Raw genomic sequence first — 25,394 nt, 5'->3', positions numbered from 1 at the left:
CTCGGTCAGACCAGTGCAGGGGTTGAGACAATCAACCGGCGCCTGGACCAGTTTGGGAGGATGCAATGGTCCAACGAAAACCAACCGCAATGTTGATGGCTGTCGTGTTCGCGATTGCGATGACCGGATGCCCGGGCACATTCCCGCCGCCGCCGTACGACGCGACTGGTACGTACACGGGCACGTGGAAAGGAAAGAGCAACGAAGACAATCCCCAACGCGTGAAAGAATGTCCGCTACAGATTGTGTTGACGCATAACCCCGCGGCGGATTTCCCCGAAGACCATCTCGTGCAGGGTATCGTCACCATCGACTACTCGTGCATCGAATTCCCGGAATGGGCCGAAACGCCGCCATCGAGCGTCGTCGAAGTGGGCGGCGTGCTTCAGGACAACGGCACGTTGTCGCTGATATCGGGCGGCTGCACCACGGCGCTGTGCGTTGTGCTCACCCTGACGGGCGCAGGCGTTGACGAGGATGGCGACGGTCTGCTGGATTCCTACTCGGGCGCTTGGGCGTACACGATTCTTCTTGCGGGCGTGGAACCGTTCGGGTTCACTGGGAAGTTTCAGGTAAGCGTTGCCGAGTAATCGTTGGTCCGGGACAAAATAAACGGCCCCATCCCGCCTCGAGCGGAATGGGGCCGCGGAATTGTTTATGGCTACTCGAAGAGCGAGTTCAATTGCGCATGTTCCGCGGTCGCGGGGAATTCCCCGCCGAGTTTGACGAATTCCACGTGCCCGTCCATGTACAGCGTGTTGCACCCGCCGGGCACATGGTTGAAGCCCACGCCGCCATTCACGTTTGTGCTCAGTTTGTCCCACATGATCGGTAATTCGCTTTGCGCCATGGCCGATCCCGCGGGATTGTTGATGTCCGTGATCAAGAAGCGCTCGACGCCTTCCCGCAGGCGGTGAATGGTGTCGCCGCCGCCGTTGCCGTAACCAAGTCCTCCAAATCCCACGGTGCTGAGGTTGATGTCGTTATCGAGGATTCCGTCGTCGGCCGGATTTTCGTTAAACAGCACGCCGCCGTACACGAGCGCGGCGCCCACAAGTTGGGCCGGTCCCGGGAACGGCGTCGACACAAACGGGTCGCTTTGGTCGCAGCGATCCATCACGTAACCGAGGTAGTTGTAGCTTTGATCGCCGTAGGTTACGTATCCGACGTACGCACACGTGTTGCTGCCATCGTCGATCACCTGTAACGTCGGATTGTCGTCCGGTGCGTCAAGCGCATCGGACGGGCACACCAGCACGTTCACGTCTGTCAGGTATTCCGGATATATGGCCGGCATGTGCGGACTGAACGACGGCTGCGCCTGCAGCGAATCCGGGTCACAACCCGTCGCATTCGCGGCCGGGCCGAAAGCCTGGTCCCCGTGCGTGCGCGGCAGCCGTTCACCGCGGCTCTCGCCCGAGTACATTTTGTAGATGATACCCATCTGCTTGAGATTGTTCTGACACGACGCGCGCCGGGCAGCCTCTCGGGCGCGCGACAGCGCGGGCAGCAGAATGGCGGCGAGTATCGCGATAATTGCGATGACAACAAGCAACTCGATGAGCGTAAATCCGGCGCGTTTCATGAATAACACCTCGCAGTAATGACGAACTCATCAATTAAACCATCCAACCGGGAATGGCGTCAAGCGGCGGACTTCGGTATTCTGGTTCGAGGTCGTCGAGCTGTTGGGTGATAATCTGCGTTTCTGCAAGGGCTTACCGGGAGGGCCGGGATCATGGCTGCCTGTCCAGTGTGCGGAGTTGCGTTACCGGGCAACGCAAGGCAATGCCCGACGTGTAACGCGGACCTCGCCAACGCGAGCGCATTGATGAACGACATACTCGGCGCACCGCCGCCGCCTCGCGCCGCCCCGCAACAGAAGCCTGTCGAGAAGAAACCCATCCCGTATGGAAAGGTCATCGTCACCGCGCTCCTGTGGGGATGGGCCTGCGCGGCGGCGCTGGGCCTCGCGCTCGGCGCCGTGATGCAGTTTTTTGTCGGGGGAGGTCCCGGCTCCGCATCGTTCATCGCAGGATTGAATTCCGGCGGCATGTTGGGATTTCTCATTGGATCGGTGTACGGCGCGGTGACCGTCCTCAATTTGGAGATGGGAAAGGCCGCAATCGTCGGTTTGTTCATTGGCGCGGCGGACACGACGATCCACTATTTTGGCGAATCGATTCTCCTCGCGGAGCCCGATTTCGCAGCCTATCTTTACACGTTGATGGGTTGCGGCGCCGGCGCGGCGGCGGGGGCGTTGAGCGTCGTGCTGCGGAATTACCGTGAAGGCGGATGAAGGTCGGATTGCGCATGCTGTCGAATGACGAAATCGAATTCTACCGGGACGCCGGCTATCTGCGAATCCCGGCAGTGTTTACTTCAAGTGAGATGGACGAACTCGAACGCGAGCTGGACTTCATGATGGAACAGTGGGCCGTTACCGAAATCGGATGGACCGGCCCCTGGCGCAAGGAGTATATGGACGAGGAGACCGAAAAGAGGTCCCGGCTGACGTCGCTGCATGATCTCCATTTCTACTCGGAGGCATGGATGCGCGCGGTGGCGAAACCGGAACTTGTCGAGTCGATCGCCGAACTCATCGGAAGTCCAAATATCGAACTGCATCACACGACACTGCATGCCAAGCCGCCGGAGTCCGGCCATCCGTTTCCGATGCACCAGGACAATGCGTTTTACGAACACGCGGACAACCGCTATCTCGATGTGCTCGTCCATCTCGACGACACCTGCCATGCGAACGGAGAAATTCGGTTTCTGCGCGGATCGCACAAGCCGGGCGCGTTGCCGCATATTACCGTCACGCCCGAGGGCGAGCCGTGTACACCGCACCTGAACACGCGCGCGTATCGACTTGTCGATACGGAACCCGTCCCCGCGAAGCGCGGCGACGTCGTCTGCTTCAACATTTTTACGGTCCACGGCAGTTACATAAACACGACGAACAAGGTCCGCCGCCTCGTACGCGGCGGTTACCGCGATCCGTTGAACCGCCAACTGTCCGGCCAGAGCATCGGGCGGCCTAACATCATGGTGAAGGGCCGCCGTCCACGGGTTTCGGAGATCGCGCCACTCACGAACGAAGCGGTTGTGTAAGCGCCCGCACGGTCGCGTAGTTTTGACGGCCATTGCCGCGCGTCTTACAATTCGAGTCGCGCTTCCACGGCGGTCCAGGTAACGTTTATGCAACTCTATCGTCGCGCGATCACGCTTATTGAAGGGCGCGAGCCGTTCGCGCTCGCGATCGTCGTTCGCGCGTCTGGTTCAACGCCCCAGAAGGCGGGCGCCAAGGCGCTGTTCGAACGCGATGGCGCGGTGCATGGCACATTGGGCGGCGGATGCCTCGAAGCGGAGGCGCGCAAGCGCGCGCTGGATGCGCTCGACACCGGCGCGTCGTTCGTATTCGATCTGAATCTGAACGACGACCACGGTTGGGACGACGGCCTCATCTGCGGCGGAAACGTTCGCGTCTTCGTCGAGCCCGATCCCGCTCGGCACAGACACGCGATCGCCGCTGCGACAGACGCGGAAGGCCGCGGCGCGCTGCTGTTTCAAATTTATCCCGATGGTCATGCCGACGCGCACTGGGTACCGGACGCCGAGATCGAGTCGTTTTGTCCCTATCCGGGATCGGCCGCGTTATGCGACGCGCTTCGGTCCGCCGCGCCCGCCTGGCATGAGGAGAAAGACGCCACGGGCACAACCGTCGCGGAGGTATACATCGAACCGGTCGAGCCCGCGCCCGTCCTGTTGGTCGCGGGAGGGGGACATGTGGGGCAGGCGGTGGCGAAACTTGGATCGTGGCTGGGATTCCGCGTAACGGTGATCGACGACCGTGCGCCGTTCGCCGACGCGGGCCGGTATCCCGAAGGTGTGCGCACCATTTGCGGTGACATCGCAACGGAGGTCGCGGCATTCCCCATCCACGAGTCGACCTACGTCGTCATTGCCACGCGCGGCCATCGTCACGACGGCGTCGTACTGAAGCGTTGCATTCGTTCGTCCGCACCATACATCGGCATGATCGGCAGCAAGCGAAAGGCCCTTATGATTCGTAAGGGCCTGATCGACGACGGACTCGCGGACGAAGACGACTTTACGCGCGTACGCAGCCCCGTCGGCCTGAATATTGGCGCGGTCACAGTCGAGGAAATCGCGGTGAGTATCCTCTCGGAGATAATCCGCGTCCGCCGAAACCACGAGGGTGCGGCCACATCGCTCAACGTGTGCGGTCCGGCATGATTGCGGCGGTAGTGTTGGCCGCAGGCGCGTCGCTCCGCATGGGCGAACAAAAACTGCTGCTGCCGTTCGGCGACAGCACTGTGATCGGACATGTGGTCGATCAAGTCATTGCGAGCGAGATTGACCGGACCGTCGTTGTGACCGGCCATAATCGCGCGCGAATCGAGTCCGCGCTCGCCGGGCGACCGGTCGCATTGGTGCACAATGAAAACCACGCGGAGGGAATGTTGTCGTCCGTACGCTGCGGACTGGCTGCCATACCCGAAGACGTCCACGCATTCCTTATCGTCCTCGGCGATCAGCCGAATGTCACTTCCAGCACGGTCGATGCGCTGATCGAGGCGTTCCGCTCGGGGCAGCACGGCATTGTGGTTCCCGCCTGCGGTGACCGGACGGGCCATCCGCTTGTAGTTGCATCCCGCTTTCGCAATGCTATTATGTCGCGGTTCGACGCAGTTGGGCTGCGCGGACTGCTGCGCGAACATCCCGGTGAAGTGCAGCGCCTCGATGTGCCGGACAGCGGTGTGATGTTTGACATGGATACGCCCGAAGATTACGAACGAGAACGCGCGCGCAGAAATCAGAGTTGCGGGATGGCTGGCGCCAGTGAGGAGTAACGAAATGCTGCGAGTTGCTGGGTTGATGGTTTTGGCGTCGATGGTGTCCGTGGTAGCGCAGGTCGATCCGCCGCGCATACCCGAGCGAGACAACATCGAAACGTATCGCGTCTTCGGCCCCGAGCATCCCGGGTTGTACAAGCATCCCGCGTCCATTACCGAGTTGGCGAACGGCGACTTGTACATTGCGTACTATGGGGGTTCTGACGAGTACATGACCGATACGGCCGTCTACGGATCGCGGCAAAAAAAAGGCGATACGCAATGGACCGAACCGCAGGTGATCGCTGACACGCCCGATCACGCGGACGGCAATCCCGTTGTGTGGCAGGCGCCGGATGGAGTCGTCTGGCTCTTTTACAACAACATCTACGGCAAGACGTGGTCCGACGGGCGCGTTATGGCGAAGCAGTCGAAGGACGGCGCGGTGACCTGGTCCGATCCGATCGTCATCGCCTTTGAACCGGGCTCGATGGTGCGCGGCCAACCAATCGTGTTGCACGATGGCAACTATCTCGTTCCCTTGTATCACGAGACCGGATCCGATACCGAGAAGACCGCATCCGATACGTCGTCGTACTTCCTGCGTTACGACCCGAAAGAAAAGACATGGAAGGAAACAAACCGCATTATATCGCCGACCGGCAACCTTCAGGCCCAGGTCGTGCAAATCGACCCGAACTACCTGATCGCGTACATGCGCCGCGGCGGCGACTTCCTGCCGACGGACTCCGGTTATGCAATCCGCTCCGAGTCGCGCGATGGCGGGTACACGTGGAGCGAGGGGACCGTCACGCAGTTCAAAAACCCGAATTCCGCCCTCGACCTCATTAAATTGAAGAACGGCCACCTGCTGATGGTGTACAACGACAACATGAACGAGCGCACGCCGCTGACAGTCGTCATCTCGGAAGATAACGACAAGACGTGGCCGCACCGGCGCGACATCGGCGGCGGCGACAACACGTTCGCGTACCCCTACGCCATTCAGACCGGTGACGAGAAGATTCACATCATCTACACGCAAAACCGCCGCACAACCATCATGCAGGCCGTGTTTAACGAGTCCGCGATCACCGGCTGGGGAAAGTAGCCTCGGGACTATCCGCGTCCGGCCAGCGGCGGCACCGCGTGCGCCGCTGGTCCGACGTACTTGCTGAGCGGCCGGTAGATGCGGTTGTTCGCCGACTGCTCGATGAAGTGCGCGCTCCATCCGGTCACGCGCGACGCCACAAACAACGGCGTGTACAGGTCAAGCGGCAGGCCGAGCAGATAGTACGTCAACCCGCACGGATAGTCGACGTTGGGAAAAATCCGTTTCTCGTTCACCATCGGGTCCTTGATGGCGTCGTAGATATCCATCCAGACCTGCTGGTTCTTGCTCGCGGCCAGTTTTCGCAGCTCGCGCTCGAGAATCCGCGCACGATGATCGCCGTTCTTGTAGACGCGATGGCCGAACCCCATCACCTTCTTTTTGTTCGCCAGCGCGTCCTTGATCCACGCCTTTGCCTCGTCCCCGGATTTGAATTGTTTCAGCATGTCCATCGCTGCCTCGTTCGCGCCACCGTGCAGCGGTCCCTTCAGCGCGCCGATCGCGCCGACAATCGCGGACACGAGATCGGACATAGTCGAGCAGATCACACGCGCCGTAAATGTGCTCGCGTTGAATTCGTGTTCCGCGTAGAGAACGAGCGTGAGATCGAGCAGTTTGGCCGACAACGCGTCCGGTTCCGTCCCTTGCGCCTGGTACAGAATTTGCGCGGCGTGCGAAAGCCCCGGCTTTGCGGCGACCGGTTCCTGTCCGTTCAACAAACGGTAGCGCGCAGCAATGATCCCGCCGATCTGGGCGGTCAACCAAATCGCGCGCGACCTGTTGTCCTCGGGATCGGACACGGGATCGAAGTGCCCCGTCATCGAGACCGTGCTGCGGAGCACGTCCATCATTGGCACATGTTTCGGGACCAAGCGCAACGCGCTGACCACCTCCGCGGGCAGCGCACGAAACGAATCGAGTTCCTTCTTGAACGCATCCAACTGCGCGCCGTCTGGCAGGTCGTTGTTCAACAGGAGAAACGCGACTTCCTCGAACGTCGCCTTCTCCGCGAGTTCCTCGATTGGATAGCCCCGGTACAAGAGCACGCCCTGGTCCACGCACGCGATCGCGGTATCGCCGGCGATGACACCCTCGAGGCCTGGCCTGTAATTCTCCGACATTCGAAACTCCTCCTACCCCGGTCGATACTTCAGTAAATCGTACAGCGCTTCGCGCGTTTGCATCTCATTCAACAGGTCCTCTTGCGACCCACTCTCGCGAATCGCCAACAGCGCATCGTCCATTGCTTTCATGGCCACACGCTGCAGCGTCACGGGAAAAATCACAATGTTGTAACCCAACTCGCCGAACAGGTCGACGCTCAAATACGGCGTCTTACCAAACTCCGTCATGTTTGCGAGCAGGATGGTGTCCACGTCGTCCGCGAACCGCCTGAGTTCCTCCTCCGTGCTCAACGCCTCCGGAAAGATGGCGTCTGCCCCGGCCTCGAGATACGCGTGCGCGCGCCCCACGGCATCGTCGTAGCCGGTCACGCCCCGGGCGTCGGTGCGCGCGATGAGCAAAAAGTCCTCGCTCGCTTTCGCCTCCGCCGCGGCGGCAATCTTCTCGCAAAACTCTTCGACGCTGACCAGCGACTTTCCTTCGAGGTGGCCGCACCGTTTCGGGAATTCCTGGTCCTCGAGATGGATTCCGCTCACGCCTACCAGTTCCAGTGCGCGCACGGTTTGAAACGCACATTCTGCTCCACCGTACCCGGTGTCCGCGTCCGCGATAATCGGCAGAGTCGTCACCCGGGCGATGGACGCACAGTGCGCCGCGGATTCCGTCAACGTCATTAAGCCGATGTCCGGCACGCCGCCGACGCTGTTCGCAAGCACCGCGCCGGAAACATAGATGGCCTCGAACCCCCGCTGTTCGATCAGCCGCGCGCTAAGCGCGTTGATGGCGCCGGGCATGGCCACGGTGCGCGCTTCGAGCGACGCGCGCAGCCGATCAGACCTCTCCGCCGACGAGGGCGGTACCGGCGATTTCCACATGGCAGTCCCCGTTTCGCGATCCGATTTCACCGGCGCGGTTACTCGGCAGCCTCACACGAATTCCGCTCCGGACAGACTGACAGGAGATCGCGTGGGGTTTCAACTTTGGCTGTGCGCCTATTGGTTCCCGTCAATCGATTTTGTTGAAGTTTGTAGCGCCCGGTCTCCGCGCCGGGCGGTATTCCACGTGACTGGGACCGCCAAATTCAAATGACGCAGACCACTAGCTCCGGTCGTTCGACAAATCGTTGCGCTTGAGATAGTACGCCAACTCCGCCAGCCCAACGGAGATGTGCTCGTGGCGCACGAAGATGTTGGATGGCAATACGAGGCTCGTCGGCGCGAAATTCCAGATCGCGCGAATGCCCGCCTCCACGAGCCGGTCCGCTAGCGGTTGCGCCGCTTCCGCGGGCACGGTCAGCACGGCAAGATGGACGCCGTGCTCGCGCACGGTCGATTCGAGCGAGTCAATGGGCAGCACGCTCGCGCCGCCCAAATCAGTCCCCACGCGCAGCGGATCCGCATCAAACAAGGCGACGATGTCTAGGCCGTACTTGCCAAATCCGCCGTACGATGCGATCGCGCCGCCAAGCCGGCCCGCCCCCACGATAACCGACCGGTAGCGTTCGTTGAACCCCAGCGTTTCGCGGATCGAATTCATGAGCACCTGCGTGCTGAAACCCACGCGCGGCCGTCCGCGCACACCGATCGCAGCGAGGTCCTTGCGCACAAGCGTGTCGTCCATGTCGAGCAGTTCCGCGATCTGCGCGCTTGAAACGTAGCCGGATGTCTGTGTCTCGATCTGTTCGGCGACAAGGTGATAGTAATGCATGAGCCGCTCGACGACCAGTTGGTTCAGCGTATGTGACTTTGTCCGCCGTGTCATCCAACATCCTCCCCAGACACATAGTACCAGCTTGAAGGCCGGAATAGAACGCGGCCCTACGTTCTACCGTTGCGGCGCCGGCACTCCCCGCAATTTGTAGTGGCATTACACGCGCGGCTTGACTATGCTCGTCGGCAGGGAGCGCAACGCGCTAACCCCCGCGAGGCTACCGGTGACTGACGCAACGGCACAACGCGATAAGTCCACGCCATCTACTCCAACACTATCGGGCGCGTGGAACGACCGCGTTCTGCGCGCGCTCGTTATCGGCGCACCTTTTGCGATCGTCTTTTTCGCGCTCGACCTTGGCGCGTCGATGGCCCGCGGGCTTTCCGGCAGCGGTATTTCGCTTTGGTACGCCCCTGTCGGGGTCGCAATCGCCGTGCTGCTGCGCTTCGGTATTGGCTACGCCCCGATCTACTTTCTCGTGTGCGTTATCGGGAATTACTTCATCTGGCACCAGCACATGCCGTCGGTACCGCTACTCCCGGTGCTGGTCGCGGCGTTGCCGGTTATTGTGTATTCCTTTTGCGTTTGGGTCCTTCGGACCAAACTCCGTATCGACACCCAACTCACCGAGCTACGCAGCGCCGCGATGTTCGTTATCGGCGTCGCGGCCGCCAGCGCGCTTGTGGCCTTCGGATACGCCGGGCTTCTCGTCGCCGCGGACAGAGTACAGGAATCGATTTGGCATTCCGCCCTCGATTTCTGGATTGGCGACGTCGTTGCGATCCTTTCGATTGCGCCGTTCCTCCTTGCACTGATATTTCCCTGGGGCGCGGGCGTTCTGAGGTTTGTGCGCGGGGAATCGCCACACGCGGTGGCGGGCCGGGCGGTGCGGGCATTGTTGCCGCGATTCGCGTCCACCGCGGTCTGGTTCGCCGTGCTCATACCCACGATCGTCTTCTGCATCACGGAATCGGAAAGCGAAGGCCGCGCGATCTTGTATCCGTGCTTCTTACCGCTCGTTTTCGCCGCATATTGGCGCGGTATCAAGGGCGCGTCAACCGGCGTCTTCTTCGTATCCGCGTCCTTCGCCATTTTCGTCGTCCAATCAGGCGAACACGCCGGCATGCACGACATTCAACTGTTTCTCATTACGCTGTGTCTTACGACCCTCCTCCTCGGATCGGCAATTACGTCCGTGACGGCAACGTCGGAGAACCTGCGTCAACTCCACGGGTACTATCGCCAGGCCATCACGGCCGCGGACGCCGTCCCCTACGTACTCGATTATGAGCAGGGCCGGTACACGTACGTCGGCGAAAACATCGAACGAATAACGGGGTACACTTCGCGCGAATTTACGCCCAGGCTCTGGGAGGAGCGCACCAATATCGTGACGCTACACGGCGAGGCCGCCGGTATTCCCGAAGCGGACGCCATCCGCCGCACCCGCGCGGGCGAATTCCAGACGTGGTCGAGCGAAGGCAATTTCCTCACCAGGGACGGCAAAGTCCGTTGGGTCGCGGACGCGTCGGTCGAGGTCCACGGCGAGGACGGAAAGTCCATTCGCTCTATCGGCCTCATCCAGGACATTTCCCGATTGAAAGAGGCGGAGGAAGCGTTGCGGGCGAGCCGCGCGGTCCTCTACCTGTTCGTCGAGCACACGCCCGCCGCCGTCGCAATGCTGGACCGCGAACTGCGCTATCTGGTCGCCAGCAAGCGGTGGCTTCTCGATTATCGCCTGACCGAACAAGACATCATCGGAAAATGCCATTACGACGTGTTCCCGGAAATACGGAGCAACCAGGACTGGTTGGACGTTCACCAGCGCTGTCTCCGCGGGGCGATCGAGAAACGCGATGAAGACCGTTTTGTGCGGGCGGACGGCACGGAAGATTGGCTCCGGTGGGAAGTCCGCCCGTGGTACGAGGACTCCGGCGCGATCGGCGGCATCATCATGTTCACGGAGGTGATTACGGAGCGCAAGAAAGCCGAGGAGGCGCTTCGCAAAGGCGAAGAACGGCTCGAATTGGCGCTCAATGGCGCAGACCTCGGGCTGTGGGACCTCGACATCGCGGGTGCGCGCGCCACCGTCAACCAACGGTGTGCCGAGATTTTCGGCTACTCGATGGAGACCGTTCCCCAGGACGTTATGATATGGCGGTCACACGTTCATCCCGACGACTTGCCCGCCGTTTCCGACCATATGTGGGCGCACGTCGGCAGACATTGTCCCAATCTGGACATCGAGTTCAGAATTCATACCCGTATCGGACGGCCCGTGTGGATTCAAGTCCGCGGCAAGGTCGTCGAATGGGAGGCTGGCGGCACGCCTGTCCGTATTGCGGGCACAGTCATGGACATCACGGCGCGCAAAGCAGCCGATGAGGAACGGCGCGCGTTCGAGGAACAAATGCAACAGACCCAAAAGCTGGAAAGTCTCGGCGTTCTCGCGGGTGGCATCGCGCACGACTTCAACAATTTACTGGTCGGCATCCTCGGCAACGCCGACTTGGCGCTGGCTGAAACGCCGTCGAATTCCTCGCTCCATGACAGTCTCGACGCAATCGTCCGTTCTTCCGAACGCGCCGCCGAACTGTGCCGCCAGATGCTCGCCTACTCCGGTCGCGGCCGGTTTGTCGTTGTGCCCGTGTCGCTCAACGATATGGTCGAAGAGATGGGCCATCTGCTTACCGTGACGGTGTCGAGGCGCGTCACACTCACGTTCGACCCCGATCCGAATCTGCCCTTGGTCCAGGCGGATGCGACCCAACTCCGGCAGATCATCATGAACCTAATCACGAACGCATCCGAAGCCATAGGCGATTCCGAAGGCGCCATTCGTATGTCGACCGGTAGGCTCGTTTGGGGCGGCGATGACGGCGGCCAGCACATTCTCGGCGGCGAACTGCGGGAAAGCCAGGCCTATGCATACGTGCGCGTGACCGACAACGGAGTCGGGATGGACAACGCGACGCTTCAGCGCATCTTCGACCCGTTCTTCACAACAAAGTTTACCGGCCGCGGACTTGGGCTCGCGGCCGTGCTCGGCATCGTGCGCGGCCACCGCGGCGCAATCCGCGTCGAGTCCGCCGTAGGGCGTGGCACGACGTTCACCGTCTACCTGCCCGCGCTCGGGGACGCAAACGCCGGAACGTCGGACGAAGAGCAAACCGTCCCGGCCACGCGAGGCGAAGGCGTAGTCCTTGTTGTCGACGACGAAGAATCGGTGCTGGGAATCGCTAAGATGATGCTCGAGCGGCGGGGTTTTGAAGTACTGACCGCGCTGGACGGGGCCGCCGCGTTGCGCCTGTTCGACGAGCGGAAGGACGCGATTATCCTCGCGATCGTGGACCTTACGATGCCGCGCATGGCGGGCGGGGAACTCATCCACGCCCTTCACGAAATCAAACCGGGCCTTCGCGTTGTCCTCTCGAGCGGATACAACGAACAGGAAGCGATTGCGCAGTCGCACGGCGAGACCATGGCGGGCTTTATCCAGAAGCCGTACCGCACGCGCGAGTTCTACCGCGTGATCGAATCCGCGCTGAACCGTGGCGGCCGCACGGTTTAACGGTGGCTGCTTCCCTTCTGCTTGTAGGACTCGTACTGCGGCTTCTCCCCGAAGGGCTTCGTGCGCGCGAGTAGCGCCGTAACCTCGGACGCGTCCAGTTGCCGAAACGATCTCGCCACCGCAAGGTTCTGCTCGAACTTCGCGTATGAATTCATACCCGACACCACGACCGATACCGGCATGCTCATCGCATACAGCAGCGCCTCTTGTGCATTTACTGCGCCGGTCTTCAGCACGCCACCACCCGCAAGCGACTTCATTCCGATTACACCCAGGTTATACTGCTGCGCGACCGGGATCACGGTCTTGACGAAACTTGCGCGGTGCGGATCGAGGCAGTTTACCGGCATCTGAACGGTATCCCATTCGAACCCGCCCTCGATTACGGCGACGTGAATTTCGGGGCTGACGTGACCCGAAAACCCGACATACCGGACCTTGCCTTCGTCCTTCGCTTTCATCGCCACATCGAGCACGCCCTTCGAGTACACCTTGTCCTTGTCGCCCGGCTCAAACGTGCCCACGGAATGCACCTGCCATAGATCGATGTGGTCCACGCTCAACCGCCGCAGGCTCGCCTCCAGTTGTTTCCGCGCATTCTCGGCGTCGCGCGCAATGACTTTGGTCATCAGGAACACCTTCTCCCGATATCCATCCTGCAATGCGCGGCCCATACGCTCTTCGCTCCGCCCGCCGTTGTATTCCCACGCGTTGTCGAAAAAATTGATGCCCTCGTCCACCGCGGTCCGCATAATCTTAATGGCCTCGCCATCGGACAATTCCTTGTTGCCAATGTGGCTTCCGCCCACGCCCAACAGCGATACGTCCTCGTGCGTTCTGCCAAGGCCGCGGTACGGAATGCCGTTCACGATCTTGGCCGTCGCCGGCACGGGCAGTGCGGCCGTTGCTGCCGCAAGCGCAGCACATCTCAAGAATTCGCGTCGGCCAACCTGCATGATAGTCTCCATGTTTTCGTTTTCCCGGATACGACCGTCTCACGATACGACCCGGCGCGTTGGCCCGCAACTTGTCCGGTTAGGCCCACGCCGTTTGCGCGGTGTCCACATACAGGCGTATAGTGTTTTCTTTCCGCTTGGGCGGGTCAACGTACGGGGCCGCACGGCGCGGGGTGCGCGCGTGCTTCTATCCTGATCGGGAGGAGTCTGAATCATGAGTGAAATGTCGCTGAGCCGGCGGGCGTTCCTTGCCGCCACGACGACGAGTGCCGTCATGACGTTTACCGGGGCCGCCGCCGCGCCAAACACGGCGAAGGTCGTGCCGCGGAGATTGTCGCCAAACGAAAAGCTGAACGTGGCCGCCATCGGCGCGGGCGGCAAGGGTGCAGGCGATATCATGGGTTTCCAAAACCTTGGCGAAAACGTCGTCGCGCTGTGCGATGTCGACTGGGACCGGGCGGCAAAACTCTTCGCGCAAGAGTCCATGAAGAACGTGCCGAAGTACAAAGACTTCCGGAACATGCTCGAAAAGCACCCGGAGATCGATGCCGTCAACGTCTCGACGCCGGACCACATGCACGCGCCCGCCGCGTATTACGCAATGAAGATGGGCAAGCACGTATACGTGCAGAAACCGCTCACGCACACCGTCGCCGAGGCGCGCTTGCTCACCCTCACCGCGCGCGATGCCGGCGTCGTCACGCAGATGGGCAATCAGGGCCACTCGGGCAACGGCTGCCGCGAACTCTGCGAAATGATTTGGGGCGGCGCAATCGGCAAGGTGAAAGAAGCCCACGTGTGGACGCACCGCCCCGTGTGGAAAAACCAGGGCCGCGGCGAACCGTTCGAGCCGCAGATCACGCCGGAGAACCTCGACTGGGACCGCTGGCTCGGTCCCGCGCCGTGGCGTCCCTACAACAAAGCTTACGTGCCGCATGACTGGCGCGCGTGGCAGGACTTCGGCGCGGGTTCGCTCGGCGACATGGCGTGCCACATTATGGACCCGGTGTACATGTGCCTGAAGCTGAACGAGCGTCCGTGGTTCACGGTTGAAGTCGTCATGCAAAAGGGCCGCAACGAACAAACCTTCCCGCTGACCTCGACGATCAAGTACCACTTCGCCGAAGGTGCGGACATGCCCGCGGTCGACGTGTATTGGTATGACGGTCACTGGCCCGACCCCAAAGACCCAAGCAAGGAAATCTACAACCGTCCCGAGCGGCCCGAAGGCATCCCGGACAGTTGCGTGCTCGGCGACGACAACGCAAACGGTTCGTTCCTTATCGGAGAATCCGGCATCGTCACGCAGGGCGAATACGGCGGCAACCCCCGCCTCGTACCCGACGAGAAGATGAAGGATTACAAGAAGCCCGTTCCGACGCTGCCGCGTATTCCGAACGAAGACCACTTCTTGAACTTCCTGTCGTCGTGCAAATCCGGCGAGCAGGCCTGCTCGAACTTCGATTACGCGGGACCGTTCACGGAAATGGTGCAATTCGGCAACCTCGTCGTAAAATCCGGCAAAAAGCTCCGCTGGGACAACGTCAAGGGCGAGGTCACCAACGTGCGCAACGCGAAAGAAATCGTAAGCAAGGAATACCGCAAGGGCTGGGAATTGCCCTGCTAAAAGCGACACTTCTTACGCGAATCGTTTGGAAAGGCCCGCGCGCGCGGGCCTTTCCGTTTTCGCCGCGTAAGACTGCCGATCGCGCCTCGGTCGATAAACCAATTCCGCGTTGGCATAATCGAACTGAGTGGGGAAAGGTGCACATTGCGGCCGAAACCTCATGATCGTGCACGCCCTGAGAGGGGGACACCTCATGGCAACGCAAAGGAAAGCCAAGCGAAGCGCATGGCGGATACTCTTGCGCCTTCTCGTATTCGTCGCTGTCGCCTACCTGGCCTGGTATTTCTGGCCTGTTCATGTACGGATTGCGATGGACGGCCCGACCGCGACGTGGCCGGACTATGGCAACGACAAGGGCGGTTCGCGCTATTCGCCGTTGACGCAGATTACACCCGCGAACGTAAAATACCTGCAAAAGGCCTGGGAATATCACACCGGCGACGTCTCGGATGGCAAGGGAGCCATCAAAGCGACGTCCGCGTTCGAAGCGACACCCATTCTCAATGACGGCCGCCTCTATTTTCCAAGTCCGTTCAACAAAATTATTGCGCTCGATCCGGAAACCGGCAAGGAGATTTGGAAGTACGATCCGAAGATCGATTTGAGCGTCCGTTACAGCAATCAACTCACGAGCCGCGGTGTCACCTATTGGGAGGACGCATCGGGCGTGGACCCGCATCCGAAACGTATCTTCGCCGCGACGTGCGACGGAAGGCTTATCGCGTTGGACGCTGTCGATGGCACGCCCTGCAAGGACTTCGGCTCACATGGCGCAGTCGATCTCAAGCGTGGCGTTGGCGAGGAACGTTGGATCGGCGAGTACCAGATGACCTCGCCACCCGCGGTTGCCGGCGACCATGTCATTTTGGGCTCCGCGGTTTCCGACAATCAGCGCGTGGACGCGCCCAGCGGCGTCGTGCGTGCGTACAACGCGCGTACCGGCGCACTCGCCTGGACATGGGACCTCGCGCCTCCGCCCGACAAATACACCGGTCCCGCACAACCCAAAACGGAAGAAGGATACACGCTGGGAACGCCAAACGTCTGGGCGCAGTTTTCGGTCGATGAAGAACGCGATCTGGTATTTATGCCGACCGGAAATCCCGCGCCGGATTTTTACGGCGGGGAGCGATACGGTTCCGACTACTACGGCAGTTCCGTTGTCGCGGTCAGAGCATCAACCGGCGAAGTGGTCTGGCATTTTCAAACCGTGCATCACGACCTGTGGGACTACGACGTGCCATGCCAGCCGACGTTGGCTACGATCATGCGTGATGGCAGAGAAGTCCCTGTCGTAATTCAGGCCACAAAAATGGGCCTCATCTTCGTGTTGAACCGCGAGACTGGCGAGCCCGTCTTCCCCGTCGAAGAACGGCCTGTTCCGCAGTCCAACGTGTCCGGCGAGCAGACTTCGCCAACACAGCCGTTCCCCGTGAAGCCGGCGCCGCTCATCCCGCATACGTTGTCGCCGGACGAAGGGTGGGGGCTCACCAGTTCGGGCAAGAAAGAGTCGCACGACAGAATCGCCGCGCTGCATTATGAAGGCATCTACACGCCGCCGCGCGTGAACGAACCGATCCTGATGTTCCCCGGCAATGCGGGCGGCACGAACTGGGGCGGCGTAGCGGTCGACCCCGTGCGCCAAACACTTGTTGTGAACGCGTCGGTGCTGGGTTTCATTGTGACGCTGATTCCGCGCGCGGAATTTGACGAGATCAAGAAGAACAACCCGGACGCGGAAATCCAGCGGCAGGACGGCACGCCGTATGGCATGCGCCGGGACTATCTCCTCGGCTCGTCGGGTTTGCCCTGTAACCCGCCGCCGTGGGGCACGCTCGCGGCGATCGATTTGAACACAGGTGATATCGCGTGGCAAGTGCCGTTCGGCACCGTCCGCGACATCGCGCCCGTGCCGATTCCGATCAACTATGGCGTACCAAACCTCGGCGGGCCGCTCGTCACCGCAAGCGGTCTAATCTTCATCGGCGCCGCAATGGACGACTACATCCGCGCATACGACATCGAAACGGGCAAGGAACTGTGGAAGGGCCGCCTACCCGCGGGCGGACAGGCCACGCCGATGACCTATCGCCTGCGCAAGGACAGCAAACAGTACGTTGTGATCGCGGCCGGCGGACATGGCCGCGCGGGGACCAAACTCGGCGACTCGGTTATCGCATACGCATTGCCGTAACAGTAACTGACGCCCTTTGATTTCGGCGCCGCCGGTATTCACAATCCCCGCGGTGCCGCAATCATTCCAAAGGAGTCGCCGCATGCGCGCATGGTTGGTTCACGAGTTCGGCCACTACAAGACGGCGCTGCGATTCAGCGTTGCCGACCCGCCGATGGCTGAAGCCGAGTCCGCCGTCATTAACGTGAGGGCCGCGGGCGTGATGTATGCGGACCTGCTGAACATCTCGGGTCAGTATCAGATGAGAGCGCCACTGCCGTTTGTGCCGGGTAGCGAAGCCGCGGGCGAAGTCGTCGAAGCGGGGACCGGCAGCAAGTTCTCGGCCGGCGATCGCGTTGTTACCGTCAATCTCATGGGCGCCTTCGCGGAAAAAATGCTCGCGCTCGATCAAGTCTCGTTTGCCATACCGGACGAGATGTCGTTTGCGGACGCGGCGGCGTTCACAATCAACTACCAGACCTCGTACTTCGGCCTCGTATATCGTGGGCGGGTACAACCCGGCGAGTGGGTGCTCGTTCACGGCGGCGCCGGCGGTGTGGGCACGGCGTCCATTCAGCTCGCAAAGGCGCTCGGCGCGAAAGTCATCGCCACCGCGGGTGGCCCCGAAAAAGTCGCGCTGTGCAAACAGTGTGGCGCGGACCATGCTATCGACTACCGCGCCGGCGGCTTCCTGAACGCCGTCAAGGACATCACGGAAGGCAACGGCGCGGACGTCGTAATCGATCCCGTCGGCGGCGATGTGTTCGACGCGACGACCAAATGCGTCGCATTTGGAGGACGCATCGTCATCGTCGGCTTTGCCGCCGGACGTATCCCGACCATCGCCGCGAACCGGCTCCTGTTGAAAAACTGCAGTGCGGTCGGCCTCTTCTGGGGCGCATACCAAACGCGCGATCCCGAACTCGTCGCAAAGACACAACAACTGCTGTACGACATGTACGGAGACGGAAAGATTAAGCCGGTTATCCACCGCGAATACGCGATCGAATCCCTGCCTGACGCACTCGAATCGATCGAATTACGCACGTGTCTCGGAAAGCCGGTGTTGATCCTTTAGAAGCCTGCTGACATCCGCTTGCGCCTCAAGCGCCGACCACCGCGGAATCGACGTACCACACGGGATCGCACACTTTGGCGGAAGGAAGCTCGCCGGTCTGCACACATTTGAAGGCATTCGCCTTGTCGGCGCCGGACGCCAAAAACCACCGTTCGCGCGCCGCGTTGATCAACGGAAATGTCATCGTCACGCGCGTGGTATTCAGTTGAGGCACGGCATTGCGAACGACGAGCCGCTCGCGCTCTTCAAGCGCCGCAGTACCAGGAAAGAGCGACGCGGTATGCCCGTCCGCGCCCATACCCAACAAAATCAAATCAAGTTGTGGAATTGACAACATCGGTCGAACTTCAATTTGTTCGGCCCCTCCCGCATTGCGTGTTGTCTGCGAAGCGCGTTGGGCCGCCTCTCGCACATGCCGACGAATCAGCGACTCGTAATCATCCGCCGCGCCGTCGCGTTCCGCTTCCATCCTGTTGGATTTCAAATCTGGAATTTGAGATAGAAGTTCCTCCGCGAGCATCCTCCAATTCGACTGCGGATCGTCCGGCGGCACGCAGCGCTCGTCCACCTGCCAAATCGTGACACGGTCCCACCGCACCGCCCCGCGATACTCGGCCGCAAGAATTCGAAACAGCGCCCTCGGCGTCGATCCCCCCGAAACTGCAATGTGCGCATCAGGCACGCAGTTCAGAAATTCGACCAAGTCTTTCGCAAGCCGGCGTGCAGGACTCGAATCTACAATCGCCCTCATAACTCGTTATGCCACCCCATGAAAATGAAGCCCTTCGTATTCAATCCAAAGTTGCATGCACCTTCCCACGATTATCCGATGATCCACAACCACGCCCCCGCGATCCCCAACGTCGCAGCCGTCACCGGCAGGCCGATCCGTGCATGTTCCTGCCACGAAATCTTGATTCCGAATTGCGCGGCCTGCTCCACTACAATAATATTCGCGATGCTCCCGACGATAAACAGATTGCCTGCCAGCGTGCTTGACAGCGCGAGGACCGCGCCAGCACTTGGGTGCGTCGCCGAAGGGAGGAGCAGCATCGTCGCAGGGACGTTTGACACCAGGTTGGACAGCACGACCGTGACACCGAACAACCACGCGGGTTGCGCAATGTCGATCCGCTGCTCGCGAAGCCATGCCGCGATCGCATCCAACGCGCCGGTCGATTGAAACGCGTGGTTCACAATAAACAATCCCATGAACAGGAGCAGCAAATGCCAGTCAACCAAACCCATAATTGCGCGCGACGCCATCTTGCGGCTCATCAGCAGGAGTCCCGCCGCGGCGAGCGCCACGATATCGCGCGGCCATGGCAGGAATAGGAACACGGTGATGAGCGCCACGACCGCCGCGATGCCTTTTCCGGATTGCCACGGATTGAACATGGGCGCGCCGTATTCGGGTAGCGGCGTCTCCGCGCGCCATCGCCCGCGCGTGTGTACGACGATTACGCCCCACGCCACAGCCAAACCGAGTACACTCGGAACGAGTGCGTCCGCAAGATAGCCTGCAAACGACAAATTCAGCGCCTGGCCGATCAGCATGTTCTGCGGATTTCCGATCAGCGTCGCCGCCGACCCGATGTTCGCAGCGCAAGCAAGCCCGAGCAGGTAGGGGATTGGATTCAGGCTTCGCCGCGCGCAGCCCTCGATCAGCACGGGCGTAACCGCAAGACATATCACGTCATTCGTCAGCACAGCGGACAATCCGGCCATACTCGCAATGACCAATCCCAGCAGCATCGGCGGCGAAACCGACGCGGCCGCAATCCTGCGCGTGGCGAACGTGTAAAACCCGCCAAGACGCAACTGCGACGAGACCACCATCATTCCAAGCAACAGCACGATAGTGGGAACGTCGATCGCGTCCCACGCTTCGCGTTCGCCCACGCGCCCCGCCACGATGAGCACTATCGCGCCCAGCAGCGCCATGCCAGTGCGGTCCATGGCAAGACCCGGATACTTCCCGAAGATCATCCCCACATAAACGAGGGCAAAAACGACGATGGCGAGACGGTCCATGCGCGCGGATGGTACACGACCGCGCCGCCACGCGCCAGCCGAGCTATGAACCTAAAAACGGCAGTTGAACGGGACTGACACCGTCTTTCGCGCAGGCTTTGCGGCTTGTCCTCCATAGCTCTAGCGAAGGAGGAAGCGAAACACGGTGTCCCTCACTCAGATGGTGACGGTCACGTTTAACGCAATCCACAGGTTGGCGGTTCAACTGCCGTTTTTAGGATGAATCGCGAACGCGCGCAAAGAGAAACTGGTCGATGACCTCGCCGTCCTTCATGACCGCCTTGCGCATGCGCGCTTCGAGCGCAAATCCGCATTTCTCGAGCACACGCATGGATGCCGGGTTCCACTCGAATACCGTAGCCTCGATTCGGTGAATGTCCGGAAAGCTCGCGAAGGCGTAGTCACGTAGCAGCGAAAACGCTTCCGTCGCGATACCGCGGCCCCAGAACGGCTCGCCGAGCCAGTACCCCGCGCGTGCGACTATCCGATGAATGTCGGAGAGTACGTCGAATCCTGTCGCGCCGATTGCCTCGTCGCCAACCGTAATGCAGAAGTTGGCGTACGGCGGTGTGTCGTTCGCGCGCAATTCGATCCACTCACGTGCCACGTCGAGCGTATAGGGGTGCGGAAACCGGTCGCTTAGGTTCCGCCAAATTTTGCGATTGCTCGCGTAGCGCACCAGCGCATCTTCGTCGCCCCGCCGCCACCGGCGTAGCGCGCACCGACTGCCCTGCAATTTCATAGTTGTGTGCCCCCCTTTATCTCCATCGGGGCCATGCGCACCCGCGTTAGGTCAACAGCCGCTGCGCGTTGCCTGACGCAATGGCGTCGCGCAGTTCGGCGTCAAGTGTCGATTCGTCTAGTTTCAGTACCGCACTCTCGGGGTAAAACAGGGGCGCGTGCGAGCCGAACAAGACCCGATTCGAAGGTACCCGTTCGATTAGATTCGAGATTCCCGCCACGCCTTCCAGCGACGCGATATCGACATACACCTCGCCCGCGCCAACGATTTTGGGAAGCAGCGGAAACGGTACCGTTCGCGTCGCGTTCAGCAGCACGATGCGCGCGCCGGGGACCTCTGGCAACACGGTTTCTAGAGGCGTGACATCGACGGCTTTCACCTGCATGAGTGGGTGCATCATGCGCTCGTCTTCCATCGCGGTGACGAGTTGGACAACGAGGGTGCGTTCCGTCGCAAGCGTGAGTAAGCGCGCGAACACCGGGTCGTCCAATGTGTACCCGTGGTAATTCGGATAAAGCCGGACGCCCTTCATCCCGAACGATTCGGCGCACCGGCGCACGTCTTCCTCCCAGTCAGGAAGTTTGGGATTTACGACGCCAAACGGCAGCAAAACCCCGTTGCCATGGCGCGCACACTCTTCGGCAAGGCGGCCGTTCGCGCCCGCGATGTCCTTGTGCAGCAGCCCATCGAACGTGCCTGACCACGCCTGCGTAACACCGCGCGCCTGCAATGCGTCCACAAGCGCGGACGTTTCATCGAGCGGAAGACGTCGAAACGGCCACCGCGACAGCGTCACATGGACGTCCGTAATCGGCGCACTCACAATTTCACGCCCTTCGATTCGAGGATCGGCGTGAGCAACCGTTTCAAGTTGCCGCCGAGGATCAGGCGTTTGTCCTCGTCGGAAATGCGCGCGCCGTAGACCTTCGCAAGCTGCGACGCGAAACTGCGCCCACCCGCGTCGCTCCCGTAGAGCACACGCTCCACGCCCAGCTCGCGCACGGCCATCTCCGTGAACCCCGCCGTCGGATCGCCCCCCGCGAGATCGGCGTAAATGTTCTTGTGCGGACGGATCGCGCGGATACCCTGTTCCCAATCGCCGCCGCTGTGCCCGCATACAAGGATCGCGTCGGGATGCCGCGCGGCGAGTTCGGCGAGTTCCATGGGCGTTGATTCACCCGGCAGATTGCCCGTGATCTTGATCCACGTGTGTTGAAATACGATCGCCTTGTGCTCTGCCGCGCGCGCGACTATCGGGTCAAGACTCGCTGCATTACAGTGTTCCGCCACCCACAGCTTGATCCCCACCATCGGCCCATCAACAGCACACCGGTCGAACTCGTCCAACGACTCCTGCGTGAACTTGGGGTTCAGATACACAAACCCCATCGCGCGATCATGGTAATGACTCAGCGCCTGCAGGACTTCATCATTGTCCTTGCGAGACTTTTCCGGCGTGGGTTCATACGCGAATTCCATCCCCATGAACACGATGAATCGGCTAATCCCCATCCGATCGGCAAACTCTTTCAACCGCGCCATTCGCTCGTCTGGCGTCCGCCCCGGCACGCCATTGAGGTGCGTATGCAGGTCCCAGATTTCCGCCGGTGGGTTTAACATCACATTGATTCAACCACAAAATGCTCAGACAATCGTTGGAGAACTCGACTGGCGTTTCTTAACATTTGTGTCATTCGTACGACTCATATTCGGAGTTGTGAAAGCTTGTCGCAATTTCCGAGCGCCAAGACGGCGAAACGATAGACCCGACAGACCCGACAGACCCGATATACCCGACTCCCTGTTCTCCGCGGAACCCGGTACCCGGTACCCGTTGATTTTTGGTCGTAGCTCCGCCGTATTGTGCAATCCGCGGTTGGTCTCGCAGACTATCTCCCCTCCAACACCGGCCGGTTATGCGGCAATTCCGCGCGGAAGTCGCCGAGACTCGACCAATACAGGCGTTCGTTCAGATCGACTTCGGCGACACAAATCGTGCCCCACTCCTCCGCCCGGGCGATGACCTGTCCCTCGCGATCGTACACGCCCGTGATCATCCAGTTCGCTTTCTTGTCGGTGTAGCTGCTGCTCACGACGTACACGTGGTTCTCGCAGGCCCGCGCCGCCGCGAGCATCGGGTTGCATCCTGCGACGGGAAACGCAATGACCTCCGCGCCGTTGTTGCTCAACTTCCGCGCAACTTCGGGGAAAAAACCGTCGTAACAGATCATCATCCCCACCTTGCCGAATCGCGTGTCGAACACCGGATACTCGTCCCCGGGAACCACGCCCCAATCCACTTCCGGCCGCGGCAACGTCACCTTGCGATACTTGCCCACGACTTCACCATCCGGTCCAATCAAGGCGGACGTGTTGTACACCAGATGTCCATCACGTTCGACAAGCCCCGCGACGATGTACAAGTTGTGCTTCTTCGCGAATTCGCCAAAATACTGCGTCGACGGACCGGGAATCGGCTCCGCGGCGGCGGCGTATTCAAGCCCGTTGCCCGTGGCAGTGATTGCCTCCGGCAGTACAACAAGGTCAGCCTTCTGCTGCGCCGCTTGCTCGATGAACGGCGCGAGCTGTCTGCAACTGTCCTCGGCGGTCTTTCCCCCGTTTGGCACATAATGCACCGCCGCGAGCCGCGCGATGCGCCGCTTTGGCGGCTCGCACTCGTCGAACGCAACATCGCTCCACTCACACCGCGCCTTCGCCGCCCAGCGAAAATGCAGTTCGATTTGCGCTTTCACCGCCTTCTCCGGCGCGCGGTACACGCCCGACACTTCGGTCCATCCCTCGGCGCTCGTCCCGTGCGACTCGGGATACTCCGGCTCCGATACCGGCGGCTTGCCACCCGCGTACGTGTCCGCCCCCGGCGCATCGCGCAGCGCGTGATTACCCGCTTCGTCCTTCCAAATGAACCGCGCGCTCACGGCGCGGCGCGGCACGTCCACGTTGTGCACGCGATACAACGCATGGAAGCGATACCACTTGCCACCGCTCACCGGCACCGTCGTCACCCAGCGCCCATCCTGGCCTTCGCGTGCGTCCGTCGTGACAGTAAGCGCACCGTTCCCGTCCGCGCCGCCCTTCGCGTCGAATGCGAACGCCGGGCGCACCTCGTCCCGCGTGGACTCCTGTGTCCACCCTTCCGCAAGCGAAAGCGCCGCGTGCGCCGCGTACGAGAACAGCGCGAGTGTGCCGACGAGAAACGTCCGCTTCATGTCAATTCCTCCGGTCACGTTTTTGACAGGCCCCGTGAAGTGGCTGCAAAAAGCGTCTTCAAGGCAAAATCGTTCTTGCACGCCGCGTTTGACGCTGCAATCACGCCGCGCACGGCCCGCCGCGAAATCTTCACCTCGTCACCCGAGGCAAAAAACGGATTCGCGTGGATCTTTCGCAGCGTAAGCACCGCCATGCCAATCGCCCACAGGCAGAACTTCCGTATGCCCGGTTCGCTCTTGGGAATCAATAATGTGTAGGCCAACGCGTTCTCGAGATGGCCGCGCGCCACGCCAATCAACTCAATCAGCCCGTCGCGAAATCCCGGATCGTTTTTGCGCGTGCCCAATTCCCGCAGATCAAACCCGTGCGCATCAAACACGCTTCGCGGCAGCCACACGACGTTGCGTGCCTTGTCGTCCCAGATGTCCTTCAGGATGTTCGTCATCTGCAAACCCTGCCCGAACGACACCGCCAGAGCCGCGAGTTTCTCGCGGTTCTTCGCAACCTCCGGCGAATACGCGCAGAACAGGTCGCACAACATCTCGCCGACCACGCCCGCCACGTGATAGCAATACGCGTCCAGATGCGGGATATCGCGCAGGCCGTCGGTGAACTTTCCTTCCTGAAACTCTTCCATCCCGCCCGTCATGATGCGCACGCAGCGCGACAAGGCCGCGCGCTCCGGCGGCGAGAAGCTGTGCGTCAGCCGGATCACGCGCTCGGTGTTCCGGACGAGATCGCGTTCCGCATCCAGGCTCCCGTGCGTCATGCATTCCGCCAATTCGACGCCGAAGCGGTCCACCGCCCGGGCGCCCTCGACGATTGCCGCGAACGCCTCGCTGAACGCCAGCTTCTGCTCAATCGAAAGCGCCGGCGAATCCTCGATCGTATCCGCGATCCGGCACAGGAGGTACGCATTGCCCACGACCGTCCGCAACCGCTCCGGCAACTGCGGTATCGTCAGCGCAAACGTGCGCGACACGTCGCGGAGCATCTCCTCCTGGAACTCGATGTCATCGGAGAACGGCTCACGCAAGTGCGCATTTGCAGTAGGTTCTTCGGTTGTCGCCTGAACGTTCACGGTAATCACTCTAGCCCGTGGCGAAGCATAGCACCGGAGCGGCGTGTCCCTGAAATGCGCTATCATGGACACTTTCCTTAGCGCCTATCGACGGAGGGC

At 61.0% G+C, this 25,394-nt stretch carries 22 protein-coding genes; 10 read left to right on the top strand and 12 right to left on the bottom strand.

Annotated features, from left to right (window positions below; all coding sequences use genetic code 11):
- The first annotated feature begins 65 nt into the window (after positions 1-65).
- Complete coding sequence (locus HUU46_08140; protein ID NUM53597.1) at positions 66-590, top strand: hypothetical protein; 525 nt, start codon at positions 66-68, stop codon at positions 588-590.
- 71 nt (positions 591-661) lie between these two features.
- On the opposite strand, the gene HUU46_08135 is transcribed toward HUU46_08140, so the two are convergent.
- Positions 662-1,585: a DUF1559 domain-containing protein gene (locus HUU46_08135; protein NUM53596.1), complete on the bottom strand. Its 924-nt coding sequence runs from the start codon at positions 1,583-1,585 to the stop codon at positions 662-664.
- 153 nt (positions 1,586-1,738) lie between these two features.
- Here HUU46_08135 and HUU46_08130 point away from each other — a divergent pair, with 153 nt between their 5' ends.
- The 5 genes from HUU46_08130 to HUU46_08110 all read left to right on the top strand — a co-directional run bounded on the left by HUU46_08130 (position 1,739) and on the right by HUU46_08110 (position 5,973).
- On the top strand, positions 1,739-2,299 hold the full coding sequence (locus tag HUU46_08130; GenBank protein NUM53595.1) for a hypothetical protein: 561 nt from the start codon (positions 1,739-1,741) through the stop codon (positions 2,297-2,299).
- Between the two features lie 14 nt (positions 2,300-2,313).
- Positions 2,314-3,117 carry a phytanoyl-CoA dioxygenase family protein gene (locus HUU46_08125; GenBank protein ID NUM53594.1) on the top strand — a complete coding sequence of 268 codons (804 nt, stop codon included), beginning with the start codon at positions 2,314-2,316 and terminating at the stop codon, positions 3,115-3,117.
- An 87-nt stretch (positions 3,118-3,204) separates the two neighbouring features.
- On the top strand, positions 3,205-4,263 hold the full coding sequence (locus HUU46_08120) for an XdhC family protein (protein NUM53593.1): 1,059 nt from the start codon (positions 3,205-3,207) through the stop codon (positions 4,261-4,263).
- On the top strand, positions 4,260-4,880 hold the full coding sequence (locus HUU46_08115) for a nucleotidyltransferase family protein (protein NUM53592.1): 621 nt from the start codon (positions 4,260-4,262) through the stop codon (positions 4,878-4,880). The genes HUU46_08120 and HUU46_08115 overlap by 4 nt, the downstream gene beginning before the upstream one ends.
- A 40-nt stretch (positions 4,881-4,920) precedes the next feature.
- Positions 4,921-5,973: an exo-alpha-sialidase gene (locus tag HUU46_08110; GenBank protein NUM53591.1), complete on the top strand. Its 1,053-nt coding sequence runs from the start codon at positions 4,921-4,923 to the stop codon at positions 5,971-5,973.
- 8 nt (positions 5,974-5,981) lie between these two features.
- Here HUU46_08110 and HUU46_08105 read toward each other — a convergent pair whose 3' ends face one another.
- The 3 genes from HUU46_08105 to HUU46_08095 form a co-directional block, all read right to left on the bottom strand.
- Positions 5,982-7,094: a bifunctional 2-methylcitrate synthase/citrate synthase gene (locus tag HUU46_08105; GenBank protein NUM53590.1), complete on the bottom strand. Its 1,113-nt coding sequence runs from the start codon at positions 7,092-7,094 to the stop codon at positions 5,982-5,984.
- 12 nt (positions 7,095-7,106) lie between these two features.
- Entirely contained in the window at positions 7,107-7,970 is an 864-nt protein-coding gene (prpB, locus tag HUU46_08100; GenBank protein ID NUM53589.1) for a methylisocitrate lyase, read from the bottom strand.
- Positions 7,971-8,193: 223 nt separating this feature from the next.
- A complete protein-coding gene (locus HUU46_08095; protein NUM53588.1) occupies positions 8,194-8,856 on the bottom strand; it encodes a redox-sensing transcriptional repressor Rex in 663 nt (220 codons plus the stop codon).
- Between the two features lie 172 nt (positions 8,857-9,028).
- On the opposite strand from HUU46_08095, the gene HUU46_08090 reads away from it, so the two are divergent.
- Entirely contained in the window at positions 9,029-12,376 is a 3,348-nt protein-coding gene (locus HUU46_08090) for a PAS domain S-box protein (GenBank protein ID NUM53587.1), read from the top strand.
- Here the strand turns inward: HUU46_08090 and HUU46_08085 are convergent.
- Positions 12,373-13,332 carry an aldo/keto reductase gene (locus HUU46_08085; GenBank protein ID NUM53586.1) on the bottom strand — a complete coding sequence of 320 codons (960 nt, stop codon included), beginning with the start codon at positions 13,330-13,332 and terminating at the stop codon, positions 12,373-12,375. The genes HUU46_08090 and HUU46_08085 overlap by 4 nt on opposite strands.
- A 214-nt stretch (positions 13,333-13,546) precedes the next feature.
- Here HUU46_08085 and HUU46_08080 point away from each other — a divergent pair, with 214 nt between their 5' ends.
- From HUU46_08080 to HUU46_08070, 3 genes are all read left to right on the top strand, one after another.
- The gene (locus tag HUU46_08080; protein ID NUM53585.1) at positions 13,547-14,959 is read left to right on the top strand and encodes a Gfo/Idh/MocA family oxidoreductase; all 1,413 of its coding nucleotides are present in this window, start codon (positions 13,547-13,549) and stop codon (positions 14,957-14,959) included.
- Positions 14,960-15,152: 193 nt separating this feature from the next.
- A complete protein-coding gene (locus HUU46_08075; GenBank protein NUM53584.1) occupies positions 15,153-17,153 on the top strand; it encodes a pyrroloquinoline quinone-dependent dehydrogenase in 2,001 nt (666 codons plus the stop codon).
- Between the two features lie 82 nt (positions 17,154-17,235).
- Positions 17,236-18,210 (top strand): NADPH:quinone oxidoreductase family protein, encoded by a 975-nt coding sequence (locus tag HUU46_08070; protein ID NUM53583.1) that lies wholly within the window; start codon positions 17,236-17,238, stop codon positions 18,208-18,210.
- A 25-nt stretch (positions 18,211-18,235) separates the two neighbouring features.
- Here the strand turns inward: HUU46_08070 and pgl are convergent, their stop codons facing one another.
- The 7 genes from pgl to HUU46_08035 all read right to left on the bottom strand — a co-directional run bounded on the left by pgl (position 18,236) and on the right by HUU46_08035 (position 25,361).
- Positions 18,236-18,961, bottom strand: a complete 726-nt coding sequence (pgl, locus tag HUU46_08065; protein ID NUM53582.1) for a 6-phosphogluconolactonase — start codon at positions 18,959-18,961, stop codon at positions 18,236-18,238.
- Between the two features lie 71 nt (positions 18,962-19,032).
- Positions 19,033-20,244, bottom strand: coding sequence for an anion transporter (locus tag HUU46_08060; protein NUM53581.1), 1,212 nt, complete (start codon positions 20,242-20,244; stop codon positions 19,033-19,035).
- Positions 20,245-20,458: 214 nt separating this feature from the next.
- Positions 20,459-20,986 (bottom strand): GNAT family N-acetyltransferase, encoded by a 528-nt coding sequence (locus HUU46_08055; GenBank protein ID NUM53580.1) that lies wholly within the window; start codon positions 20,984-20,986, stop codon positions 20,459-20,461.
- 46 nt (positions 20,987-21,032) lie between these two features.
- On the bottom strand, positions 21,033-21,809 hold the full coding sequence (locus HUU46_08050) for an amidohydrolase family protein (GenBank protein ID NUM53579.1): 777 nt from the start codon (positions 21,807-21,809) through the stop codon (positions 21,033-21,035).
- Positions 21,806-22,606, bottom strand: coding sequence for an amidohydrolase family protein (locus HUU46_08045; protein ID NUM53578.1), 801 nt, complete (start codon positions 22,604-22,606; stop codon positions 21,806-21,808). Before HUU46_08045 ends, HUU46_08050 begins: the two co-directional genes overlap by 4 nt.
- 269 nt (positions 22,607-22,875) lie before the next feature.
- Complete coding sequence (locus HUU46_08040) at positions 22,876-24,213, bottom strand: carbon-nitrogen hydrolase family protein (protein NUM53577.1); 1,338 nt, start codon at positions 24,211-24,213, stop codon at positions 22,876-22,878.
- A 14-nt stretch (positions 24,214-24,227) separates the two neighbouring features.
- Positions 24,228-25,361 (bottom strand): phytoene/squalene synthase family protein, encoded by a 1,134-nt coding sequence (locus tag HUU46_08035; GenBank protein ID NUM53576.1) that lies wholly within the window; start codon positions 25,359-25,361, stop codon positions 24,228-24,230.
- Positions 25,362-25,394 lie beyond the last annotated feature (33 nt).

It is taken from the genome of Candidatus Hydrogenedentota bacterium, from assembly GCA_013359265.1.
Lineage (GTDB): Bacteria > Hydrogenedentota > Hydrogenedentia > Hydrogenedentales > SLHB01 > JABWCD01.
This window is presented reverse-complemented; position numbering and strand designations above follow the sequence as displayed.

Bases quoted from the DNA above. Each gene is read 5' to 3' on its own strand.
- HUU46_08040 (NUM53577.1), bottom strand. From the start codon at position 24,213: ATGAAGCGGACGTTTCTCGTCGGCACACTCGCGCTGTTCTCGTACGCG.
- HUU46_08055 (NUM53580.1), bottom strand. From the start codon at position 20,986: ATGAAATTGCAGGGCAGTCGGTGCGCGCTACGCCGGTGGCGGCGGGGC.
- HUU46_08080 (NUM53585.1), top strand. From the start codon at position 13,547: ATGAGTGAAATGTCGCTGAGCCGGCGGGCGTTCCTTGCCGCCACGACG.
- prpB (NUM53589.1), bottom strand. From the start codon at position 7,970: ATGTGGAAATCGCCGGTACCGCCCTCGTCGGCGGAGAGGTCTGATCGG.
- HUU46_08125 (NUM53594.1), top strand. From the start codon at position 2,314: ATGCTGTCGAATGACGAAATCGAATTCTACCGGGACGCCGGCTATCTG.
- HUU46_08115 (NUM53592.1), top strand. From the start codon at position 4,260: ATGATTGCGGCGGTAGTGTTGGCCGCAGGCGCGTCGCTCCGCATGGGC.
- HUU46_08140 (NUM53597.1), top strand. From the start codon at position 66: ATGGTCCAACGAAAACCAACCGCAATGTTGATGGCTGTCGTGTTCGCG.
- HUU46_08130 (NUM53595.1), top strand. From the start codon at position 1,739: ATGGCTGCCTGTCCAGTGTGCGGAGTTGCGTTACCGGGCAACGCAAGG.
- pgl (NUM53582.1), bottom strand. From the start codon at position 18,961: ATGAGGGCGATTGTAGATTCGAGTCCTGCACGCCGGCTTGCGAAAGAC.
- HUU46_08035 (NUM53576.1), bottom strand. From the start codon at position 25,361: ATGATAGCGCATTTCAGGGACACGCCGCTCCGGTGCTATGCTTCGCCA.
- HUU46_08120 (NUM53593.1), top strand. From the start codon at position 3,205: ATGCAACTCTATCGTCGCGCGATCACGCTTATTGAAGGGCGCGAGCCG.
- HUU46_08135 (NUM53596.1), bottom strand. From the start codon at position 1,585: ATGAAACGCGCCGGATTTACGCTCATCGAGTTGCTTGTTGTCATCGCA.
- HUU46_08105 (NUM53590.1), bottom strand. From the start codon at position 7,094: ATGTCGGAGAATTACAGGCCAGGCCTCGAGGGTGTCATCGCCGGCGAT.
- HUU46_08045 (NUM53578.1), bottom strand. From the start codon at position 22,606: ATGTTAAACCCACCGGCGGAAATCTGGGACCTGCATACGCACCTCAAT.
- HUU46_08060 (NUM53581.1), bottom strand. From the start codon at position 20,244: ATGGACCGTCTCGCCATCGTCGTTTTTGCCCTCGTTTATGTGGGGATG.
- HUU46_08070 (NUM53583.1), top strand. From the start codon at position 17,236: ATGCGCGCATGGTTGGTTCACGAGTTCGGCCACTACAAGACGGCGCTG.
- HUU46_08085 (NUM53586.1), bottom strand. From the start codon at position 13,332: ATGCAGGTTGGCCGACGCGAATTCTTGAGATGTGCTGCGCTTGCGGCA.
- HUU46_08095 (NUM53588.1), bottom strand. From the start codon at position 8,856: ATGACACGGCGGACAAAGTCACATACGCTGAACCAACTGGTCGTCGAG.
- HUU46_08110 (NUM53591.1), top strand. From the start codon at position 4,921: ATGGTGTCCGTGGTAGCGCAGGTCGATCCGCCGCGCATACCCGAGCGA.
- HUU46_08075 (NUM53584.1), top strand. From the start codon at position 15,153: ATGGCAACGCAAAGGAAAGCCAAGCGAAGCGCATGGCGGATACTCTTG.